This is a genomic window from Variovorax sp. 278MFTsu5.1 (assembly GCF_048305045.1).
GTDB classification, from domain to species: Bacteria; Pseudomonadota; Gammaproteobacteria; order Burkholderiales; family Burkholderiaceae_C; genus Variovorax; species Variovorax guangxiensis.
Map to the genome: position 1 here is coordinate 6,267,905 of NZ_CP157622.1, position 18,895 is coordinate 6,286,799.

Below are 18,895 nucleotides of genomic sequence, written 5' to 3' on the forward strand. Positions count from 1 at the left end.
TCACCCCAGCCCTCTCCCCAAGGGGAGAGGGAGCAAGACTCAGCGCGGCACGATGCCCTGCAGCACGATGCGCTGAACGTTCTCGACGGTCTGCTCGAAGAACCCTTCGTCCTCCAGCGTATGCCCCGACAGCGCCTGCACCTGCACGCCGAAGTCCGCGTAGTGCTGCGTCATCGCCCACAGCGCGAAGATCAGGTGATGCGGATCGACAGGCGCCAGCTTGCCTGCATCGATCCACGCGCGGATCACTTCCGATTTCTTCTCCACCAGCGTGCGCAGTTCGCGATCGAGCTCGTCGCGCAGCAGCGGCGCGCCCTGGATCATCTCCAGGCAGAAGAGCCGTGACGCGTCGGGCCTGTCGCGCGAGACCACCAGCTTGCGGCGGATGTAGTCGCCGATGGCCTGGGCCGGATCCTGCTCGGCGCTGAAGCCGCGCAGCGGTTCGAGCCACAGTGCGAGCAGGTCGCGCAGCACATTCACGTAGAGCTCTTCCTTGTTCGCGAAGTAGTAGAGCAGGTTGCTCTTCGACACGTCGGCGCGTGCGGCCACCTGGTCGATGGAGGTGCCATGCAGGCCGAAGCGCGAGAACAGCCCCAGCGCGGCGCCCAGGATCGCGCTGCGCTTGTCCTCTATCTGACGCAACCGGCGGTTCACTGCGGAAGCGCTTCGCACCGCGGGCTTCGCGCGCTTGCGCGCCGGGCTCTCCTTGCCGGCATTCGCAGCCAGCGCTTTTGTCTTCGGCATCTTCCCTCGCTCTTGATCTGATCGTGAATCGACAAACGCGCACCACTGTAAGGCCACGGTGCATCGCCTTGCGCCGCGACCGCCTTCGCAACGCATTCCCGCGCACCATGCTGACGCGACGGATGCTGTTTGTCCATTTGGTCCAACTGGCACAGACGTTGCATGGCGAAAGGCATGCCAAGCATGAGGAACCTGCCATGACCCTGCTTTCCGTACCCATCATCGATCTCGCGCCCTACTTCGCCGGCACCGCCGAAGGCAAGGCGGAGGTAGCGAAGAAAGTCGACGAAGCCTGCCGCAGCATCGGCTTCCTCGTCATCACCAACCACGGCATCTCGCCGGAGCTGATCTCGCGCGTGTCCTCGCTCTCCCGCAAGTTCTTCGACATGCCGCTGGGCGAGAAGCGCAAGGTCGATCGTCCGCGCGAGGACGCGGTGCGCGGCTACAGCGCGGTGGGCGAGGAAGGCCTCTCCTACAGCCTCGAGGAAGCGGCGCCTGGCGACCTGAAGGAGTCGTTCTCCATCGGCCCCTCGAACGTGCCCGACGACGACTACCACCGCGGCCCCGCCGCCGGCCCGCACTTCGAGCCCAACAGCTGGCCGCCCATCGAGGGCTTCAAGGAGGCCTACGAGCAGTACTTCGAGGCGATGAGCGATCTCTCGCGCTCGCTGATGCGTGTCTTCGCGCTCGGCCTCTCGCTGCCCGAGACCTTCTTCGACGACAAGATCGACAGGCACATCAGCATGTTCCGCGTGCTGAGCTATCCGCCGCAGCGCGAGCAGCCGCTGCCCGGCCAGTTGCGCGCGGGCGCGCACAGCGACTACGGCAGCCTCACCATCGTGCTGCCCGACGACAAGGGCCTGCAGGTGTTCAACAAGGCCGGCCAGTGGGTGGACGTGCCGCAGGTCGAGGGCGGCCTCGTGGTCAACATCGCCGACCTCATGATGCAGTGGACCAACGACCAGTGGGTGTCCACGCTGCACCGCGTGATCAACCCGCCCTTCGAGGTGGCAAGCACCAACCGCCGGCAGTCGCTGGTGTTCTTCCACCAGCCCAACTACGACGCGATGGTCGAGTGCCTGCCGAGCTGCCTCCCACCGGGCGAAGAGCCGAAGTACGCGCCCATCTCCTCGGGCGACCACCTCACCTCGAAGTTCGTCAAGCAGACGACCTTCGGCGGCACCAAGGTCACGGCCTGAGCCCCTCCGAACCCATGGCCCATCTCTCCTACGTCAACGTCTTCGCCAAGGACGTGGTCGCGCTCAGCGGCTTCTACCAGCGCGTATTCGGCTTCAAGGAGATCGAGGCGATCCGCTCGCCCATCTTCCGGGGGCTGGACACCGGCAAGTCGAGCCTCGGCTTCAACGCGCTCGATGCCTACGAACTGCTGCACCTGAGCGAGTTCTCCGACACGCGCGGCGTGAAGTTCCTGCTGAACATCGACGTCGACAGCCAGGCCGACGTCGATCGCATGGTGCCCGTCGCGCTCGAGGCCGGCGCCACGCTCGTGAAGGCGCCGTACGTCACCTACTACAGCTGGTACCAGTCGGTGCTGCTCGATCCCGAGGGCAACGTGTTCCGCATCAATTTCATGATGTAGCGGCGCGCGGCCTTCCTTCCCTCTCTTCTCCCTCTTCCGCCTTCCTCTCCCTCGTCTTCACGCTCCTCACGAAAGGTTGCTCCATGCCGCGCATTTCCTCCAACGGCCCGGCCCTCGGCCTGGCACTGACGCTCGCAGCCTGCGGCGCCTCGTTCTCGCTGCCGGCCGCGGCCGACGGCTTCACGCTGAAGGACAAGCCGAAGATCGCGATGCTCTACTTCGGCCCCAAGAACGACGGCGGCTGGACGCAGGCCTTCGACGAGGCCCGCGTGAAGATCGAGAAGGAGATCGGCCAGAAGATCCAGTTCGTGGAGAACGTGCCCGAGGACGCCTCGGCCATCAAGCCCGCGGCGGAGAAGTTCATCCAGCGCGGCGCCAACATCGTGATCGGCACCGCCTTCGGCTACTCCGACAGCTTCAAGGACCTGGCCGCGAAGTACCCCGACGTGGCCTTCCTCAACGGCTCGGGCACCACCAACGGCAGCAACCTCGAGTCGTTCTACGGCCGCACCTACGAGAGCCAGTACCTCTGCGGCATGGCCGCCGGCGCGGCCTCGAAGACCGGCAAGCTGGGCTTCGTCGCGGCCAACCCCTTCGGCGTGGTGAACTGGACCATCAACGCCTTCGCGCTCGGCGCGCAGAAGATGAACCCCAACGCCACTGTCAACGTGATCTACACCGGCGCGTGGAACGACCCGGTGAAGGAACGCGCAGCGGCGGCCGCGCTCATCGACCAGGGCGCCGACGTGATCGGCCAGCACGTGGACAGCCCCACGCCGCAGATCGTCGCGCAGGAGCGCGGCGTGTACGGCACCGGCCACCACCGCGACCTGCGCCAGTTCGCGCCCAAGGCCACGCTGTGCTCCTCCGTGTGGGTGTGGGACCGCTTCCTGACGCCGGAGCTCAAGAAGATCATGGCCGGCGGCTGGAAGCCCGCGCAGTACGGCGCCTTCATCGAGATGAAGGACGGCGGCACCGACATCGCCGGCTTCGGCCCGGCCGTGCCCAAGGACAAGGCCGCGCTCATCACCGCCGAGCGCGACGCGATCATGAAGGGCAAGCAGATCTATGCCGGCCCGCTCGCCGACCGCGATGGCAAGGAGCGCGTGGCCAAGGGCGCCGTTCTTTCGGACGCCGACCTCTGGAAGATGGACTGGTTCGTCAAGGGCGTGGTCACGCAGAAGTAGGCCCGCAGACAAGGCAAGGCCGCACATGCCCAACGCGCTCGAACTCACCGGCATCCGCAAGACCTTCGACGGCTTCGCGGCACTGACCGACGCCCACTTCGCAGCGCGCTGGGGCGAGGTGCACGCGCTGCTCGGCGAGAACGGCGCAGGCAAGTCGTCGCTGATGAACATCGCGGCCGGGCTCTACGCACCCGAGGCCGGGCAGTTGCTGGTGGACGACAACCCGGTTCGCTTCACCGGCCCGCGCGACGCGGCGAAGCACCGCATCGGCATGGTCCACCAGCATTTCAAGCTGGTGCGGCCTTTCACGGTGGCGCAGAACATCCTGCTCACCGCGCCGCCGCCGGCGGAGTTCCAGAGCCATGGCGAGCGGCTGCGCGAGATTTCGCGCGACATCCGCAACAAGGCGGCGGAGCTGGGCTTCGACATCGATCCCTCGAAGCGCGTCGATGCGCTGTCCGTCGCCGAGCAGCAGCGCGTGGAAATCCTCAAGGTGCTGCTGGCGGGCGCGCGCATCCTGATCCTCGACGAGCCCACGGCCGTGCTGACCGACCAGGAGGCCGCGCGCCTGCTGCAGACGGTGCAGGGCCTGGCGCGCAAGGGTGCGGCGGTGGTGCTGGTCACGCACAAGATGGCCGACGTGAAGACTTATGCCGACCGCGTGACGGTGATGCGCGGCGGCCGCACGGTGGCAACGCTCCAGCCCTCGGAGACATCGGTGGCCGAGCTGGTGAAGCTCACGGTCGGTGAATCGATCGCCGCGCAGGGATTTCAACCGCCGGCGGCCCCGCGCGGGCCGGTGCGCCTTTCGGTGCGCGGCCTGCGCACGCCCGCATCGCCCGAGGGCCGCCGCGTGCTCGACGGGGTGGACCTCGACCTGCATGCGGGCGAGATCTACGGCCTCGCCGGCGTGGGCGGCAACGGACAGGGCGAGCTGGCGGGCGCGATCATGGGCCTGGAGGGCGAGCCTACCGAAGGCGAGATGCGGCTCGAAGGCCATGGCGACCTGAAGACCATGCCCGCCTCGGTACGCCGGAGCATCGGCATCGCGGCCATTCCCGCCGACCGCTACGGGCTCGCGCTCGCGGGCGGCCTCTCGGTGGCCGAGAACTACGCCATCGGCCGCGTGCACACCGGCCGCTACGGACCCGTGTGGCGCCTGCGCCGCGGCCGCATCCAGAGCGACACGCAGGAAGCGGTGCGCGCCTTCGATGTGCAGGGCGTGCGCTCGGTCGCGCAGAAGGCGGCGCTGCTCTCGGGCGGCAACGCGCAGAAGCTGGTTCTGGCGCGCGAGTTCGGCAAGTCGCCTACGCTGGTGCTCGCGCACAGCCCGAGCCGCGGGCTCGACGTGCGCGCCAGCGCCGAGGTGCACGCCAGGCTGCGCGCTGCACGCGACAGCGGCGCGGCGGTGCTGCTCATCAGCGAAGACCTCGACGAGGTGCTGCAGCTCGCCGACCGCGTCGGCGTGATGACGCGCGGTCGCATCGCCGGCGAGTTCGCGCAGCCCGCGGACCGCCAGGCCATCGGACAGGCGATGGTGGACCATGGCTGAAGCATCGCTCTCCGCCGACATGGCCCCGTCGCACAAGACAACGGCAGCGCAACAGCCCCAGCCGCTCGCCGGCCGCCGCTATGCGCTGGAGATCCGCCAGCACATGGCCTGGCACTGGCAGGCTCTGATCCTCGCGGCCGCGCTGCTCGCGGGCTTCGCCATCTCGGCGGCGATCCTCATCGCGGCGGGCGTGCCGGCCGACGAACTCGCCAACGAGTTCGTGATGCAGACCTTCTTCGACGGCCAGAACTTCCGCGCCGTGCTGTTCCAGGCCGCGCCGATGATCCTCGTCGGCCTCGCGGGCTGCGTCGCCTTCCGCGCGCGCTTCTGGAACCTCGGGCTCGAGGGCCAGATGATCTGGGGTGCTATCGGCGCCACCGCCATCTCGATGTGGCAGATCGGCCCCGAGAACTTGCGCCTGCCGCTGATGTTCATCGCGGCCATCGGCTGCGGCCTGCTCTGGGTGCTGGGCCCCGCATGGCTCAAGCTCAAGCTGGGCGTGAACGAGATCATCTCGACGCTGATGCTCAACTACATGGCCGCCAACTTCCTGCTGCACCTGGTCTACGGCAGCTGGAAGGATCCGAAGGACAACTTCCCCTACTCGCCGCAGTTCCGCGTGTTCGAGCGCCTGCCCGAGCTGGGCGCGGGCATCGGCAGCTCGATCCTGCTGGCGGGCATCGTCGCGCTGCTGGCGTGGTGGCTCGCGAGCGTGAGCCGCATGGGCCTGTACCTGCGCTTCGTCGACGCCAATCCGCGCATGGCGCATGCCAGCGGCGTGCCGGTGCGGCGCACCATCTACGGTGCGGTGCTGCTGTCGGGCGCGATGGCCGGGCTCGCGGGCTTCGCCGTGGCAGCGGGGCAGGAAGGCCGGCTCACGCAGGCCTTCTACCAGGGCTACGGCTTCTCGGGCATCCTCATCGCCTTCCTCGCGCGCAACAACCCGCTGGCGGCCACGGTGGTGGCCCTGCTGGTGGCAGCGCTCTTCGTCACCGGGCGCAGCCTTCAGGTGTTCTACCAGGTGCCGTTCTCGATGGTGCAGCTGATCCAGGCGGTGATCGTGGTGTGCGTCGCGTCGAGCGACTTCTTCATTCGTCACCGGCTGCGCCGCGTGGGCGGGGAGACCGTGCAATGAACGGCGGCATCGTCCTCAACTGGCTCGCGAGCACGCCGGACTTCGCGGTGCCCTATGCGCTGGCGGCGCTCGGGCTCATCGTCTGCGAGCGCGCGGGTGTGCTCGCGCTCGGCGCCGAGGGGCTCATGCTGGTCGGCGCGCTGGCCGGCATCGGCGCGCAGATCGTCATCGGCCAGCCGGCCGTGTCGCTGGTGCTCGCGATGCTGGCGGCCAGCGTGGTGTCGGTGCTGTTCGCGGTGATGGTGATCTGGCTGCGCGTGAACCAGGTGATCGCCGGGCTCGCGCTGGTGTTCTTCTGCCAGGGGCTCACGGCGCTGGTGGGCTCGATGGCCGAGTGGACCAACCATGCGACCGAAGGCATCGGCACGATGGGCCTGTGGCCGCTGTCGCTGCTGCCGGGGGTGGGCAGGCTCTTCGAGCAGAACGCGATGGTGTGGCTCACGCTGCCGATCTTCGGCGCAGTGGCGTGGTTCTTCGCGCGCAGCTCGGCCGGCCTGCGGCTGCGCGCGGTGGGCGAGAACCCGGAGGCGGCCGACGCGGCGGGCATCCGCGTGACGGCATGGCGCTTCGCGGCAGTGCTCGCGGGCTCGGCGCTGGTGGGGCTGGCGGGTGCCTACATCTCGGTGGTCAGCACCAAGCTGTGGATCGCGGGCATGACCGGCGGGCGCGGCTGGATCGCCGTGGGCCTCGTGATCTTCGCGCGCTGGTCGCCGTGGAAGGCGCTCGCCGGCGCGCTGCTCTTCGGCTGCATCGAGGCGCTGATTCCCCAACTGGCCGCGGCCGGCGTGCAGCTGCCGCAGTACTTCGTGATGATGACGCCGTACGCGGTGACGCTCGGCGTGATGGTGTGGGTCGCGCTCTCGCGGCGCGGCGCCGACGAAGAGCCCGGCGCGCTGGGACAACCCTATGTGAGAGAAGAACGCCGATGAAGGCCTGGGTCTACAACGAGGAGCGCGAGCTCGACGCAGCGCGGTTCGCCGACTACCTGAATCCGGCCAACACGGCTGTCGTTTCCATTGACATGCACCGCGGCCACCTGGACGACAGCCCCGACTGCCCCTGCCCCGCGCCGCGCGCACGCGACGTGGTGGCGCCCATCGACGGCTTCCACGACGCGGTGCGCGCGCTGGGCGTGCGCATCGTGCACGTCAGGTCGGTGCTGCGGCCCGGCGGCGTGGACGACATCAACGGCATTCCGTCGGCATGGCGGCGCACCTTCCCTCTGCACGTGGGCGAGATTCCGAATGCCGACGCGCATGCCATCGAGGGCTCGAAGTGGACCGAGTGGGTCACGCGCGTGGAGCCCGGCGACATGCGCGTGGACGGCAAACGCCGGCTCTCGGCCTTCTACCCGACCGACCTCGACTTTCTTCTGCGCAACCAGCGCATCGAGACCGTGGTGCTCGACGGCGGCTTCACCGACTGCTGCGTGCTCAACACCGCCTTCGACGCCAGCAACCGCAACTACCGCGTGATCGTGTTGCGCGACCTCGTGCGCGGCACCGATGCGCACCTGGAAGACGCGGCGCTCGCGATGGTGTCGCTGCACCTGGGGCTGGTGATGGATTCAGAAGAGCTGCTGCGGGTGTGGCGCGGCTGAATCTCAGCCCGGCACTCCGAGCCAGCGCGCGGCCACCGCCGGCATGTCGCCCTGCGCGGATTCCCACACCAGCTCGGGTGCCGCCACATGCACGCCGGGCGGCGCGATGCGCAGCGCCACATCGACCAGCTCCGCCACCTTCACCGCGCGCACCGGCTGCTCGCTGCTGGGCACCATGAAGCGCACCACCGAAAGCATCCACGCGGCCAGCCGCTCGAAGGGGTTGGCGATCTTCGCGTTCACCGGCTTGCGCGCCGAGCGCACGAGGATCACGCGCTCGAAGCCGCAGGCCACCACCGCCTGCTCGTCGAGGCTCGCGAGGCCGCGCTTGAGCGCTTCGGGCAGCCGGCCCTGGTCGTGCGGCAGCACGATGGCCAATGTCTGCACGCCGCAGGCACGCAGCCAGCGGGCCAGCTCGGGCAGCTCGGAAGGCTCGGGCACCCACAGCGCGCGCTCGCGGTCGTGGTACAGGCGCGGCGGGTCGAAGGCGATGATGGCGGTGTGGGCCGAGGTCAGCGGCCATTGCGCGATCGGCTGGGCCGGGCTCAGGTAGGTCTCGACGCCGCGCAGCCCGTCGCGGATCGGCTCGCGCGCCAGCACGCGGGTGTGGGCATGGCGGTGGCTCCCCGCCAGCCGGCGCAGCAGTTCGGCGCCCAGCGCGCCGGTCGCGCCCGCGATCAGCAGCGTGCCGAAGGCATCGGAGGCAACGGGCATTACCGCACGGTTGGCGGCTTGCAGGGCTTGCAGTGGATCAACGGCCATGGAGCCGCCTATGCTACCTTCCGCATCTTCTGCGGAGGTAATGCAAATGATGATGAAGCGCTGGTTCCTGATTCTCGCGGCGGTCCTGTCCCTGAGCGGATGCGGCTACAACCAGTTCCAGTCCCTCGACGAGGCCAGCAAGTCGGCCTGGAGCGAGGTCCTCAACCAGTACCAGCGGCGCGCCGACCTCGTGCCGAACATCGTGGCCACCGTGAAGGGCGAGGCCAGCTTCGAGCAGGACACGCTCACCAAGGTGATCGAGGCGCGCGCCAAGGCCACCTCGATCCAGGTGACGCCCGAGACGCTCAACAACCCCGAGGCCTTCAACAAGTTCCAGCAGGCGCAGGGCGAGCTCTCGTCGGCGCTGTCGCGGCTGATGGTGGTGTCGGAGCGCTACCCCGACCTGAAGGCCAACCAGTCGTTCCGCGACCTGCGCGTGACGCTGGAAGGCACCGAGAACCGCATCACCGTGGCGCGCAACCGGTACATCGAAAGCGTGCAGGAGTACAACGTGCTCGCGCGCAGCTTCCCGACCAACATCACGGCCAAGGTCTTCGGCTACGCGACCAAGCCCAACTTCTCGGTGCAGAACGAGGCGCAGATCTCCACGCCGCCAACGGTCGACTTCAGCGCACCGAAGAAGTAAGCCGGCAACCCGATGGCCATCGCCGCACTGCTTCGCCGCGCGCTGGCCGCTGTCGTTCTCGCGGCCCTGGCCGGCGTCGCGCTGGCCCAGGGCCTGCTGCCGATCCCCACGCTCACCGCACGCGTGATCGACCAGACCGGCACGCTCGACAGCGCGCAGCGCAACGGCCTCGAAACCAAGCTCGCGGCCTTCGAGCAGCGCAAGGGTTCGCAGATCGTGGTGCTGATGGTGCCGACCACCGCGCCCGAGGACATCGCCAGCTACACGCAGCGCGTGGGCGATGCCTGGAAGATCGGCCGCAAGGGTGTCGGCGACGGCCTGCTGGTCGTGGTGGCCAAGGACGATCGCAAGATGCGCATCGCCACGGCCAAGGCGCTCGAAGGCGCGGTGCCCGACCTCGCGGCCAGCCGCATCATCGACGAGGAGATGAAGCCGCGCTTTCGCAACGGCGACTTCGCAGGCGGGTTGAACGCGGCGGTGGACCGGCTCATCGGGCTGGTCGATGGCGAGCCGCTGCCAGAGCCGTCGCGCAACACGGGCGGGGGTGGCAACGAGGGCTTCGACTGGGAGAACCTCGCGATCTTCCTGTTCGTCGGTGTCTTCGTCGGCGCGCCGATCGCGCGCGCCATCTTCGGCAAGAAGCTGGGCACGATGTTCATCGGCGGCGGCGTGGGCGTGGTGGTTTTCTTCATCACCACCAGCATCGCCATCGCGGTGATCGCGGCGCTGGTGGCACTGATCGTCTCGCTGGTCGCGGGTACCGGGCGTCCGGGCGGGGGCGGGGGCGGCGGCTGGAGTTCCGGCGGCGGAGGCTGGGGCGGCGGTGGTGGCGGCTTCAGCGGAGGTGGCGGGGGCGGCGGTTTCAGCTCCGGCGGTGGCGGCAATTTCGGCGGCGGTGGCGCGTCGGGGGACTGGTGAACACGATGCAAAGCACCAACACGAAGCCCTCTGGCAGCGAAGCGGGCCTCTTCACCAAGCTGGGCCGCATCTGGCGCCATCGCTGGATCGATGAATCCGAGGTGCGCCGCGCGATTCCTGCGGCAGCGCTGGAGCGCCTCGCGGGCCGCGTGACCGCGAGCGAGCGGCGCCACAGCGGCGAGATCCGCATCTGCGTCGAAGCCGGCCTGCCGATGTCCTACCTGTGGCGCCATGCGGTGCCGCGCGAACGCGCGGTGACGCTGTTCGGCAAGCTGCGCGTATGGGACACCGCACACAACAACGGCGTGCTCATCTACCTGCTGCTGGCCGAGCACGCCATCGAGATCGTGGCAGACCGGGGCATCGACGCACATGTCGACGATGCCGAATGGGCCGCGATGGCACAGCGCATGAGCGCGGCCTTCCGCGAAGGCCGCTTCGAGGACGGGCTCACGCAGGCGCTGGAAGAGATTTCCGCGCTGCTTGTCGAGCACTTTCCGCTGGCCGAGGGCGAAGTGGACGTGAACGAGCTGCCCGATGAACCGGTGGTGCTCTAGCAGCCATCGCGCGGTGGCACAGCCCACACCGCGTCGCCACCAACCGCATGAAAGCGCCGCCCCGGCGCAGATTCCATCAGCCACCCGCCCGTGAACTCGCCGAAGGCCGGCAGCACGGCCTGCTGCCCGTCGCTCGCGAAGCACGGCAGCCGCACGCTGTCGCGCCCTCGCCCCTGAAGCCTGCAGACCGGATGCAGATGCCCCGCGAGCACGAAGTGCGTGGCATGCACCTGCGGATGGTGGCAGCAGGCGAAAGGGCCCAGCAGGAAAGGCTCGTCGACCACCTCGATGCCGAGTTCCGGCGGCGGATCGCCCGCACGGCTGTCGTGGTTGCCGCGCACCAGGGTCATGGCAATGGCCGCGTGGAGCGAACGCCAGGCCTCTACGGCGGCCAGCACCGTGCGCGCCTGCGCCGCATGCAGGAAGTCGCCTAGGAAAACGATGCGCTGCGGCTCATGCTTCTGGATCAGCACATCGAGCCGCGCGAGGTTCTGCTGCGTGGTCCCGCCCGGCACCGGCTGGCCGAGCGCGCGATAGGTCGCGGCCTTGCCCAGGTGCAGGTCGGCCACGAACAGCACGCGCCGGCCGGGCCACCACAGGGCACGCTCGGGCAGCAGGTGCAGCAGCTCGCCCGCCCAGTGCACGGCGAGCGGCGAGTTGGATGTATCGGGGGATGTCACCCGGCCAGTGTCGCAAAACCTGCGATTGCCTTGCAAAGGCCCTCCAGAGCCCCCATTTGCCTGCCATGACCGAATCGCCCCCGCTGCACATCGTCTGCCCGCACTGCCACACGACCAACCGCGTGCGCGCGGCGCAGCTGGGCAGCGCCCCCGACTGCGGCAGCTGCCACCGCCCGCTGTTCACCGGCCATTCGACGGCGCTGGCGGATGCCGCCACCTTCGACCGCCACATCGCCCGCAACGAGATTCCGGTGCTGGTCGATTTCTGGGCGCCCTGGTGCGGCCCCTGCCGCCAGATGGCGCCGGCCTACGAGCAGGCCGCAGCCCAGCTGGAGCCCTACGTGCGGCTCGCCAAGGTCGACACCGAGGCGGTGCCCGCGCTGGGCGCGCGCTTCAACATCCGCAGCATCCCGACGCTGGCGCTGTTCCGCGGCGGCCGCGAGGTGGCGCGGCAGGCCGGCGCGATGGGCACGGCCGACATCGTGCGTTGGGTGAAGGCGCACGGCGCGGGCTGAGACTAGAGCGGCGGCAGCGGCCTTGACGGCCGCGGCGGCCGCCGGCGGTCGCGCCGCTGGCTCACCGGCTTCGGCGGCTTGCCCGGCCCTTCTTGCCCGAAGGCCAGCGTTCCCTTCACGCGCTCCACGCCGCCGGCCGTGACCGCGCCGCCCGCGGCCTTCTCGAGCTGCTCGACCATGCGCGCGATGCGGTCGGCCACGTTCTCGTTCGACAGCTTCTCGCGGAACAGCTCCACCATCAGCGGAAACGAGAACGGCGTGGGCCGTGCGAGCGGCTTCAGCACCAGCCGCTGCGTGGCGATGCGCTCGAGGCTCGCGCGCAGGCGGCCGATCTCGAGCTCCTGCGCGAGCAGCTCCTGCTCGGCCTGCAGCAGCAGCCTGTTGCCGGGGTCGTACTTGCGGAACACCTCCCAGAAGAGCGACGACGAGGCCTGCAGCTGCTTGCTGCTGCGCTTCTCGCCCGGATAGCCCTGGTAGATGAGGCCCGAGACGCGCGCGATCTCGCGAAAGCGCCGCTGCGCCAGCTCGCCCGCATTGAGCGAAGCCAGCACCTCGTGCAGCAGCGCCGCGCGCTGGTCTTCGCCCTCGCCGTGGGGCAGCGTCAGCACCCGCGGCAGCAGCGCCGGCCAGTCGACCTCGGTCGCGCTCAGCAGCTCGAAGCCGTAGTCGTTGACCGCGATCGAGAAGGTGCGCGCCTCGTGCTGCGCAACGCGCCACGCCAGGAGGCTTGCGAGCCCCAGGTGCACGTGCCGGCCCGCGAAGGGATACAGGAACAGATGCGATCCCTCGCGCGTGTTCAGCGTCTCGGCCAAGAGCGTCTGCGGCGTGGGCAGCGCCGACCACTGCTGCTGTATCTCCAGCAGCGGGCGCACGCACTGCAGCTCGGGCGAGTCGTAGCGACCTTCGCCGGCCTGCGCGAGCTGCTGCACCACCGCGTCGGCCAGGGTGTTCGACAGCGGCATGCGTCCACCGCCCCAGCGCGGCACCGCGGCACGCTTGCCGCTGGCGCGCCGCACCCAGGCCGTCATGTCGTGGATGCGCACGAGTTCGAGCATGCGGCCGCCGAACAGGAAGCAGTCGCCGGCCTTCATGCGGGCGACGAAGCTCTCTTCCACGCTGCCGATCTTCGAGCCGCCGACGTATTGAACCGAGATGCTCGCGTCGCTCACGATGGTGCCGATGTTCATGCGGTGCCGCCGTGCGAGCCGCGCATCGGGCACGCGCCAGACGCCCTCGGCATCGGGCACCACGCGCTTGTAGTCCGGATAGGCCGCGAGAGACGGGCCGCCCTGCGCCACGAACTCCAGGCACCACTGCCAGTTCTCGCGCGAGAGGCTTTCGTAGGCCGCCGTGCCGCGCACTTCCTCGTAGAGGTCGTCGGGCACGAAGCCGCCGCCCAGCGCCACCGTCACGAGGTGCTGCACCAGCACGTCGAGCGGCTGCTCGGGCGAATGGCGCGCCTCGATGTGCCCAGCCGCGATGGCGACGCGCGCGGCCGAGCCTTCCACCATCTCCACGCTGTGCGTGGGCACGAGCGTGATGCGCGAAGGCCGGCCCGGCGCATGGCCCGAGCGGCCCGCGCGCTGCAGCAGCCGCGCGACGCCCTTGGGCGAGCCGATCTGCAGCACGCGCTCCACCGGCAGGAAGTCCACGCCCAGGTCGAGGCTGGAGGTACAGACCACCGCCTTCAATTCGCCGCTCTTCAGGCCCAGCTCGACCCACTCGCGCACCTCGCGGTCGAGCGAGCCGTGGTGCAGCGCGATGAGACCGGCCCACTCCGGCCTGGCCTCCAGCATCGCCTGGTACCAGATCTCCGCCTGCGAGCGCGTGTTGGTGAAGACCAGCGTGGTGCTGCTCGCGGCGATCTCCTCGATCACCTGCGGCAGCATCGTGAGGCCCAGGTGGCCGCCCCACGGAAAGCGCTCGGCGACGCCGGGCAGCAGTGAATCGACGACGAGCTTCTTCGGCACCTGGCCCTGCACGAGCACGCCGTCCTCATGGCCCAGCAGCGCGTGCATCGCCTCGTGCAGGTTGCCCAGCGTGGCCGACATGCCCCAGACCGCGAGGCACGGGTTCCAGCGCCGCAGCCGCGCGAGCGCCAGTTGCACCTGCACGCCACGCTTGTTGCCCAGCAGCTCGTGCCACTCGTCGACCACCGCCATGCGAACGTGGCCGAGCACCTCGCGCGCATCGGCCCGCGCGATCAGCAACGAAAGGCTTTCGGGCGTGGTGACGAGCACCGTGGGCAGGCGCTGGTTCTGCGCGCTGCGCTCGGCCGACGTCGTGTCGCCGCTGCGCGCACCGGCGCTCCATGGATGCACGTCGGCGCCCAGGGCTTCGAGCGGCTGCTGCAGAGCCCTCAGCGTGTCGGCCGCCAGCGCGCGCATCGGCGTGAGCCACAGCACGGTGAGCGGCTCGGCAACGGGGCGCGCATTCGGCCGCGTTTTCGGCGGCGCATCCGCCCGGGCGTTCGCCGAAGCGGCTGCCTTGCGCGCCCGCATGAACGCCTGCAATGCCCCGAGCCACACCGCATAGGTCTTGCCCGCGCCGGTGGTGGCATGCAGCAGGCCCGACCTGCCATCGGCGATCGCCTTCCAGACCTCGCGCTGGAACTTGAAAGGCTTCCATCCGCGCCCGGCGAACCATGCATCGAGCGCGGCCTTGACGGCCTTGCTCCTTCCCCCTTTGGGGGAAGGTTGGGATGGGGGCAGACGGCCTTCAACAGGCGGCGCCTTCTCGATACGCCGCGTGCCCCCACCCCTGCCCTCCCCCAGAGGGGGAGGGAGTGAAGACGGGGCTTGAGGGTCACTGCTCATTCGGGCAACAACGCCGCCAACGTCTGCAAGGTATCGGCCTCTTCCACCGGCTTGTCCTCGCGCCATCGCAGCATGCGCGGAAAGCGCACCGCGATGCCGCTCTTGTGCCGCGTGCTGCGCGCGATGCCCTCGAAGCCGAGTTCGAACACCAGCGTGGGCTTCACGCTCTTCACCGGCCCGAAGCTCTCCACGGTGGTCTTGCGGATGATCGCGTCCACGCGCGCCATCTCGGCATCGGTGAGGCCCGAGTAGGCCTTGGCGAAGGGCACGAGCCTGCGGTCCTCCTGTCCGGGCGGGCCGTCCCACACGGCGAAGGTGTAGTCGCTGAAGAGGCTGGCGCGCCGGCCGTGGCCGCGCTGCGCGTAGATCAGCACCGCATCGACGCTCAGCGGATCGATCTTCCACTTCCACCACACGCCCACGTCCTTGGTGCGGCCCACGCCGTACTGCGCGTCGCGGCGCTTGAGCATCATCCCTTCCACGCCCATGGCGTGCGCCGCTTCGCGCTGGCGCGCGAGATCGGGCCAGTCGGCCCCGGCGAGCACCGGGCTCGGCAGCAGCGAGGGATGGTCCATGCGCGCCACCAGCTCGTCGAGCAGCACTCGGCGCTGCGACTGCGGCAGCGCGCGCAGGTCGCGCCCCTCCCATTCGAGGATGTCGTAGGCCAGCAGCACCACCGGAATGTCGCGCAGCAGCTTTGCGCCCAGCGTCTTGCGGCCGATGCGCTTCTGCAGCTCGGCGAAGGGCTGCACGCGGCCCTCGCGCCAGACGACGATCTCGCCGTCGAGCACCGTGCCATCGGGCAGCGCCTCGCCGAGCGTGGCGAGTTCGGGGAAGCGCTCGGTCACCAGTTCCTCGCCGCGCGACCACACCCACGCCGCGCCCGCGCGCTTGACCAGCTGCGCGCGGATGCCGTCCCATTTCCATTCGACGATCCAGTCCGAGGGCGGCCCCAGCACCGCGTCGAACTGCTCCAGCGGCAGGTTGAAGGGATGCGCAAGGAAGAAGGGGTAAGGCTGGCCGCTGGTCTTCTGCTCCTGCTCGCTGCCCGTCTCGGGTGCGATGAGCGCCTGGTAGTCGGCGGCCCGGGGCCGCCCGCCGATGTGCGTGTAGCCCATGAGCCGCTGCGCCACGCGCTTGGCGTCGATGCCGCCCACGGCCGCGAGCGCCTGCGTGACCTGCAGCTTCGACACGCCGACGCGGAACGCACCGGTGATGAGCTTGAAGTACACCAGCCGCTCCTCCGGCGCGAGCTGCCGCCACTGCGCGCGCAGGCGGTCGGGCAGCTCGTCGGGCGTGTTCTTCGCGGCATCGCGCAGCGGCAGCAGGTGCTGCTCGACCCATGCGGCAAGGCCCAGGTCGTGCGCGTCGGTGGGCGGCGGCAGCAGCAATGCGATGGTCTCGGCCAGGTCGCCCACAGCGTCGTAGCTCTCGTCGAACAGCCACTCGGGCAGGCCCGCCGCCTCCTGCGCGAGCAGCCGCAGCAACTTGACGGGCACCAGCTGGCGCGGCTTGCCGCCGGCAAGGAAGTAGACGGCCCAGGCGGCGTCAGCCGCATCGGCTTCTCGCAGGTAGCGCTGCAGGGCGGCCTGCTTGGCGAGGTTGGAGGTGCTGGCGTCGAGCTCGTGGTACAGCGCGGCGAAGGCCTTCATGGCATCTCTCCTTCCCCCTCTGGGGGAAGGTTGGGATGGGGGCTCCCGGCCTCCCCATCGAGCGCCGCCTGCCCCCTCCCCAGCCCTCCCCCGGGGGGGGAGGGAGTCTCTTGATCATCTTCATCGCCGTACTCGGTTTTGAACGACTGCGCATCGAGGCCGTTCTCGCTGAGCCACCGCACCATCACCTGCACGCTGCCATGGGTGACGAAGACCCGCTCGGCACCCGTGCCGGCGATGGCCTGCTGCAGGCCGGGCCAGTCGGCATGGTCGGACATCACGAAGCCCCGGTCCACGCCGCGCCGCCTGCGCGTGCCGCGCAGCTGCATCCAGCCGCTCGCGAAGGCGTCGGCGTAGTTGCCGAAGCGCTTCATCCATGGCGAACCCTGTGCCGAGGGCGGCGCGAGCACCAGCGAACGCTTCAGCAGCGCGGCATCGACGCCCTCGCCGTCGGCACGCAGGGTGGGCGGCAGCGCGACGCCGGCCGCGCGGTACACGGCATTGAGCGGCTCCACCGCGCCGTGCACGACGATGGGCCCGATGCTCGCGTCCACGCCGTGCAGGATGCGCTGCGCCTTGCCGAAGGCATAGCAGAACAGCACCGATGCGCGGCCGGCTTCGGCGTTGGCGCGCCACCACGCGTCGATCTGCGCGAACAGCACCGGCTGCGGGGGCCAGCGGTAGACCGGCAGGCCGAAGGTCGACTCGGTGATGAAGGTGTCGCAGGGCACCGGCTCGAACGGCGGGCAGGTGCCGTCGGGCTCCGTCTTGTAGTCGCCCGAGGCCACCCACACGCGCCCGCCGTGCGCGAGCCGCACCTGCGCCGAGCCCAGCACATGGCCCGCAGGGTGCAGCGAGACGCGCACGCCGTGGTGCTCGATGGCTTCGCCGTAAGGCAGCGTCTGCAGCGCGATGTCGCGTCCCAGGCGCGCGCGCAGCGTGCCTGCGCTGTCGGTGTGGGCGAGGTAGTGCCCGTGCCCGGCGCGCGCGTGGTCGGAATGCGCATGGGTGATGACCGCGCGCGCCACCGGCCGCCACGGGTCGATGTAGAAATCGCCGGGCGGGCAGTACAGGCCCTCGGGCCGGGCGACGACGAGAAGGTCTTCTTCCTGCTTTGCGGGAGGCATGGCACGCCATCGTAGGCGCTGCCGGGGTTTGGCGCCGCCGAATGACGGGCGCAAAGCGTTGTGGGCGGGCTCCTACCCTAGGGTCGCTTCGGACGGTTCTTCGCCATGTCGAGCACATTCATCTTCATGCCGTTGGGCATGACCATGTCGCCCGGCTTCTGGTCGGCCTTGCAGGGGCCGATCCATTTGGCCTCCATCACGCTGTGGCCCTCGGCGCGGCCCATCAGCGGCGGGTTGTAGCTCGACTTGCTCTCCATGCGGTAGGCGGTGCCGAAATCGCCGCTCATCACCGCGTGCGATGTGGCGACGGTGTTGCCGATCTTGCAGACCGAGTCCATGACCAGCTTGCCGCCGTCCGAGCTCAGCTCCTGCTTGGAGCACAGGTCCTTGCCCATGCCCTGGCCCATGTCGCGCAGCGCCTTGTCGCTGGCCGCGTCGATGCATTGCTGCATGGTGTGGCCTGCTGCGGCGTCCTTGCCGCCGCTGCCGTCGCCCGTCCGGATCTCCCAGAGGCCTGGCTTGCGCGCGGGAAAGTCGAGCGCGAGCGCCGGCACTGCGAGGGCACCGGCCGCCAGGCAGGCCACGGCGGCGGAAAGACGGATGTTCATGGCGGGCTCCCCCGGCGGTGTACGGCGATGCCCGGTTTTTACCGCGCGCGCCGCCGCGGCGGTATATCGCGATCGGCCTACGCCGGAACAGCCGCCGTGCCGCGCCGCCTCGTGGCAACGCCGAACGCCACGCCCAGGGCGAAGCCGCCGAGCACGTCGATCAGCACGTGCTGTCGCACCGCCATCGTCGAATAGACGATGCCGGCGGCCCAGGCCACGTTGATGGCGCGCAGCCAGAGCGGCGCCCCCACCGCCCGCAGTTGCCGCGCCAGCACCACGCAGCTGAACACCGAGAACGACACATGCAGCGAGGGGAAGGCGTTGCCGGCCGAATCGACCATCTTGAGGAACTGCAGCGAGGTGCCCGGCGTGGTCTCGACCACGAAGTTGGGAATCGCCGTGGGCATGAACCAGAACACGAGCAGCGCCAGCAGCGTCATGGCCGCGCAGCCCAGCGAGAAGCCGGTCAGTTCGCGCATGTCCCTGGCCAGCAGCACCGGCAGCGCGATGTAGCCCCATAGCGATAGATACACCGGCAGCAGCCACGGCCAGAAGGCGATCAGCCGATCGACGGGCGTGAGGGGCAACACCCAGGCCTGGCCCGCGTTCTTCATGATCCAGAAGTACAGCGGGAAGAAACCGAGCGTGGCGACGGTGTTGCCGACCAGCTTCAGGGGGAACAGCGTGATGCTGCGCTTCCACAATGCCGCGAGCCATGGCGGCACCATCGAGGAAGACGATGCGGAAGAAGACGACGAGGACGTTGCGTCGGACGCGGGAGGTGTCATGGAGGCCT

The 18,895-nt window shown here is 69.5% G+C and carries 19 protein-coding genes; 11 read left to right on the top strand and 8 right to left on the bottom strand.

Annotated features, from left to right (window positions below):
- Positions 1 to 39 precede the first annotated feature (39 nt).
- A complete protein-coding gene (gene rutR, locus ABL844_RS29160; protein ID WP_418118163.1) occupies positions 40 to 744 on the bottom strand; it encodes an HTH-type transcriptional regulator RutR in 705 nt (234 codons plus the stop codon).
- 197 nt (positions 745 to 941) lie between these two features.
- Between rutR and ABL844_RS29165 the strand changes: the two genes are divergently transcribed.
- From ABL844_RS29165 to ABL844_RS29195, 7 genes are all read left to right on the top strand, one after another.
- A complete protein-coding gene (locus tag ABL844_RS29165) occupies positions 942 to 1,943 on the top strand; it encodes an isopenicillin N synthase family dioxygenase (RefSeq protein ID WP_418129820.1) in 1,002 nt (333 codons plus the stop codon).
- Positions 1,944 to 1,957: 14 nt separating this feature from the next.
- A complete protein-coding gene (locus tag ABL844_RS29170; protein ID WP_418129821.1) occupies positions 1,958 to 2,344 on the top strand; it encodes a VOC family protein in 387 nt (128 codons plus the stop codon).
- 83 nt (positions 2,345 to 2,427) lie between these two features.
- Entirely contained in the window at positions 2,428 to 3,531 is a 1,104-nt protein-coding gene (locus tag ABL844_RS29175; RefSeq protein WP_019657608.1) for a BMP family ABC transporter substrate-binding protein, read from the top strand.
- 25 nt (positions 3,532 to 3,556) lie between these two features.
- Positions 3,557 to 5,083, top strand: a complete 1,527-nt coding sequence (locus tag ABL844_RS29180; RefSeq protein ID WP_418129822.1) for an ABC transporter ATP-binding protein — start codon at positions 3,557 to 3,559, stop codon at positions 5,081 to 5,083.
- Positions 5,076 to 6,218, top strand: a complete 1,143-nt coding sequence (locus tag ABL844_RS29185; RefSeq protein WP_418129823.1) for an ABC transporter permease — start codon at positions 5,076 to 5,078, stop codon at positions 6,216 to 6,218. The genes ABL844_RS29180 and ABL844_RS29185 overlap by 8 nt, the downstream gene beginning before the upstream one ends.
- Positions 6,215 to 7,147: an ABC transporter permease gene (locus ABL844_RS29190; RefSeq protein ID WP_418129824.1), complete on the top strand. Its 933-nt coding sequence runs from the start codon at positions 6,215 to 6,217 to the stop codon at positions 7,145 to 7,147. The genes ABL844_RS29185 and ABL844_RS29190 overlap by 4 nt, the downstream gene beginning before the upstream one ends.
- Complete coding sequence (locus tag ABL844_RS29195) at positions 7,144 to 7,818, top strand: cysteine hydrolase family protein (RefSeq protein ID WP_418129825.1); 675 nt, start codon at positions 7,144 to 7,146, stop codon at positions 7,816 to 7,818. The genes ABL844_RS29190 and ABL844_RS29195 overlap by 4 nt, the downstream gene beginning before the upstream one ends.
- A gap of 3 nt (positions 7,819 to 7,821) precedes the next feature.
- Here ABL844_RS29195 and ABL844_RS29200 read toward each other — a convergent pair whose 3' ends face one another.
- Complete coding sequence (locus ABL844_RS29200; protein WP_418129826.1) at positions 7,822 to 8,580, bottom strand: hypothetical protein; 759 nt, start codon at positions 8,578 to 8,580, stop codon at positions 7,822 to 7,824.
- 46 nt (positions 8,581 to 8,626) lie between these two features.
- Here ABL844_RS29200 and ABL844_RS29205 point away from each other — a divergent pair, with 46 nt between their 5' ends.
- The 3 genes from ABL844_RS29205 to ABL844_RS29215 are packed head-to-tail and all read left to right on the top strand — an operon-like array spanning position 8,627 to position 10,701.
- Complete coding sequence (locus ABL844_RS29205; RefSeq protein ID WP_184642103.1) at positions 8,627 to 9,226, top strand: LemA family protein; 600 nt, start codon at positions 8,627 to 8,629, stop codon at positions 9,224 to 9,226.
- Between the two features lie 12 nt (positions 9,227 to 9,238).
- Entirely contained in the window at positions 9,239 to 10,144 is a 906-nt protein-coding gene (locus ABL844_RS29210; protein WP_369660593.1) for a TPM domain-containing protein, read from the top strand.
- Positions 10,145 to 10,149: 5 nt separating this feature from the next.
- Complete coding sequence (locus ABL844_RS29215; RefSeq protein ID WP_418129827.1) at positions 10,150 to 10,701, top strand: TPM domain-containing protein; 552 nt, start codon at positions 10,150 to 10,152, stop codon at positions 10,699 to 10,701.
- Here ABL844_RS29215 and pdeM read toward each other — a convergent pair.
- Positions 10,698 to 11,300, bottom strand: coding sequence for a ligase-associated DNA damage response endonuclease PdeM (gene pdeM / locus ABL844_RS29220; RefSeq protein WP_418120534.1), 603 nt, complete (start codon positions 11,298 to 11,300; stop codon positions 10,698 to 10,700). The genes ABL844_RS29215 and pdeM overlap by 4 nt on opposite strands.
- 146 nt (positions 11,301 to 11,446) lie before the next feature.
- On the opposite strand from pdeM, the gene trxC reads away from it, so the two are divergent.
- Entirely contained in the window at positions 11,447 to 11,896 is a 450-nt protein-coding gene (gene trxC / locus ABL844_RS29225; RefSeq protein ID WP_126025119.1) for a thioredoxin TrxC, read from the top strand.
- Between the two features lie 2 nt (positions 11,897 to 11,898).
- Here the strand turns inward: trxC and ABL844_RS29230 are convergent, their stop codons facing one another.
- The 5 genes from ABL844_RS29230 to ABL844_RS29250 all read right to left on the bottom strand — a co-directional run bounded on the left by ABL844_RS29230 (position 11,899) and on the right by ABL844_RS29250 (position 18,887).
- The gene (locus ABL844_RS29230; RefSeq protein WP_418129828.1) at positions 11,899 to 14,712 is read right to left on the bottom strand and encodes a ligase-associated DNA damage response DEXH box helicase; all 2,814 of its coding nucleotides are present in this window, start codon (positions 14,710 to 14,712) and stop codon (positions 11,899 to 11,901) included.
- Positions 14,709 to 16,364, bottom strand: coding sequence for an ATP-dependent DNA ligase (locus ABL844_RS29235; protein WP_418129829.1), 1,656 nt, complete (start codon positions 16,362 to 16,364; stop codon positions 14,709 to 14,711). Before ABL844_RS29235 ends, ABL844_RS29230 begins: the two co-directional genes overlap by 4 nt.
- Positions 16,361 to 17,491 (bottom strand): ligase-associated DNA damage response exonuclease, encoded by a 1,131-nt coding sequence (locus ABL844_RS29240; RefSeq protein WP_418129830.1) that lies wholly within the window; start codon positions 17,489 to 17,491, stop codon positions 16,361 to 16,363. Before ABL844_RS29240 ends, ABL844_RS29235 begins: the two co-directional genes overlap by 4 nt.
- Before the next feature lie 77 nt (positions 17,492 to 17,568).
- Complete coding sequence (locus ABL844_RS29245) at positions 17,569 to 18,099, bottom strand: DUF3617 domain-containing protein (RefSeq protein ID WP_184642110.1); 531 nt, start codon at positions 18,097 to 18,099, stop codon at positions 17,569 to 17,571.
- Between the two features lie 77 nt (positions 18,100 to 18,176).
- Positions 18,177 to 18,887 (bottom strand): phosphatase PAP2 family protein, encoded by a 711-nt coding sequence (locus ABL844_RS29250; protein ID WP_260319504.1) that lies wholly within the window; start codon positions 18,885 to 18,887, stop codon positions 18,177 to 18,179.
- Positions 18,888 to 18,895: the final 8 nt, after the last annotated feature.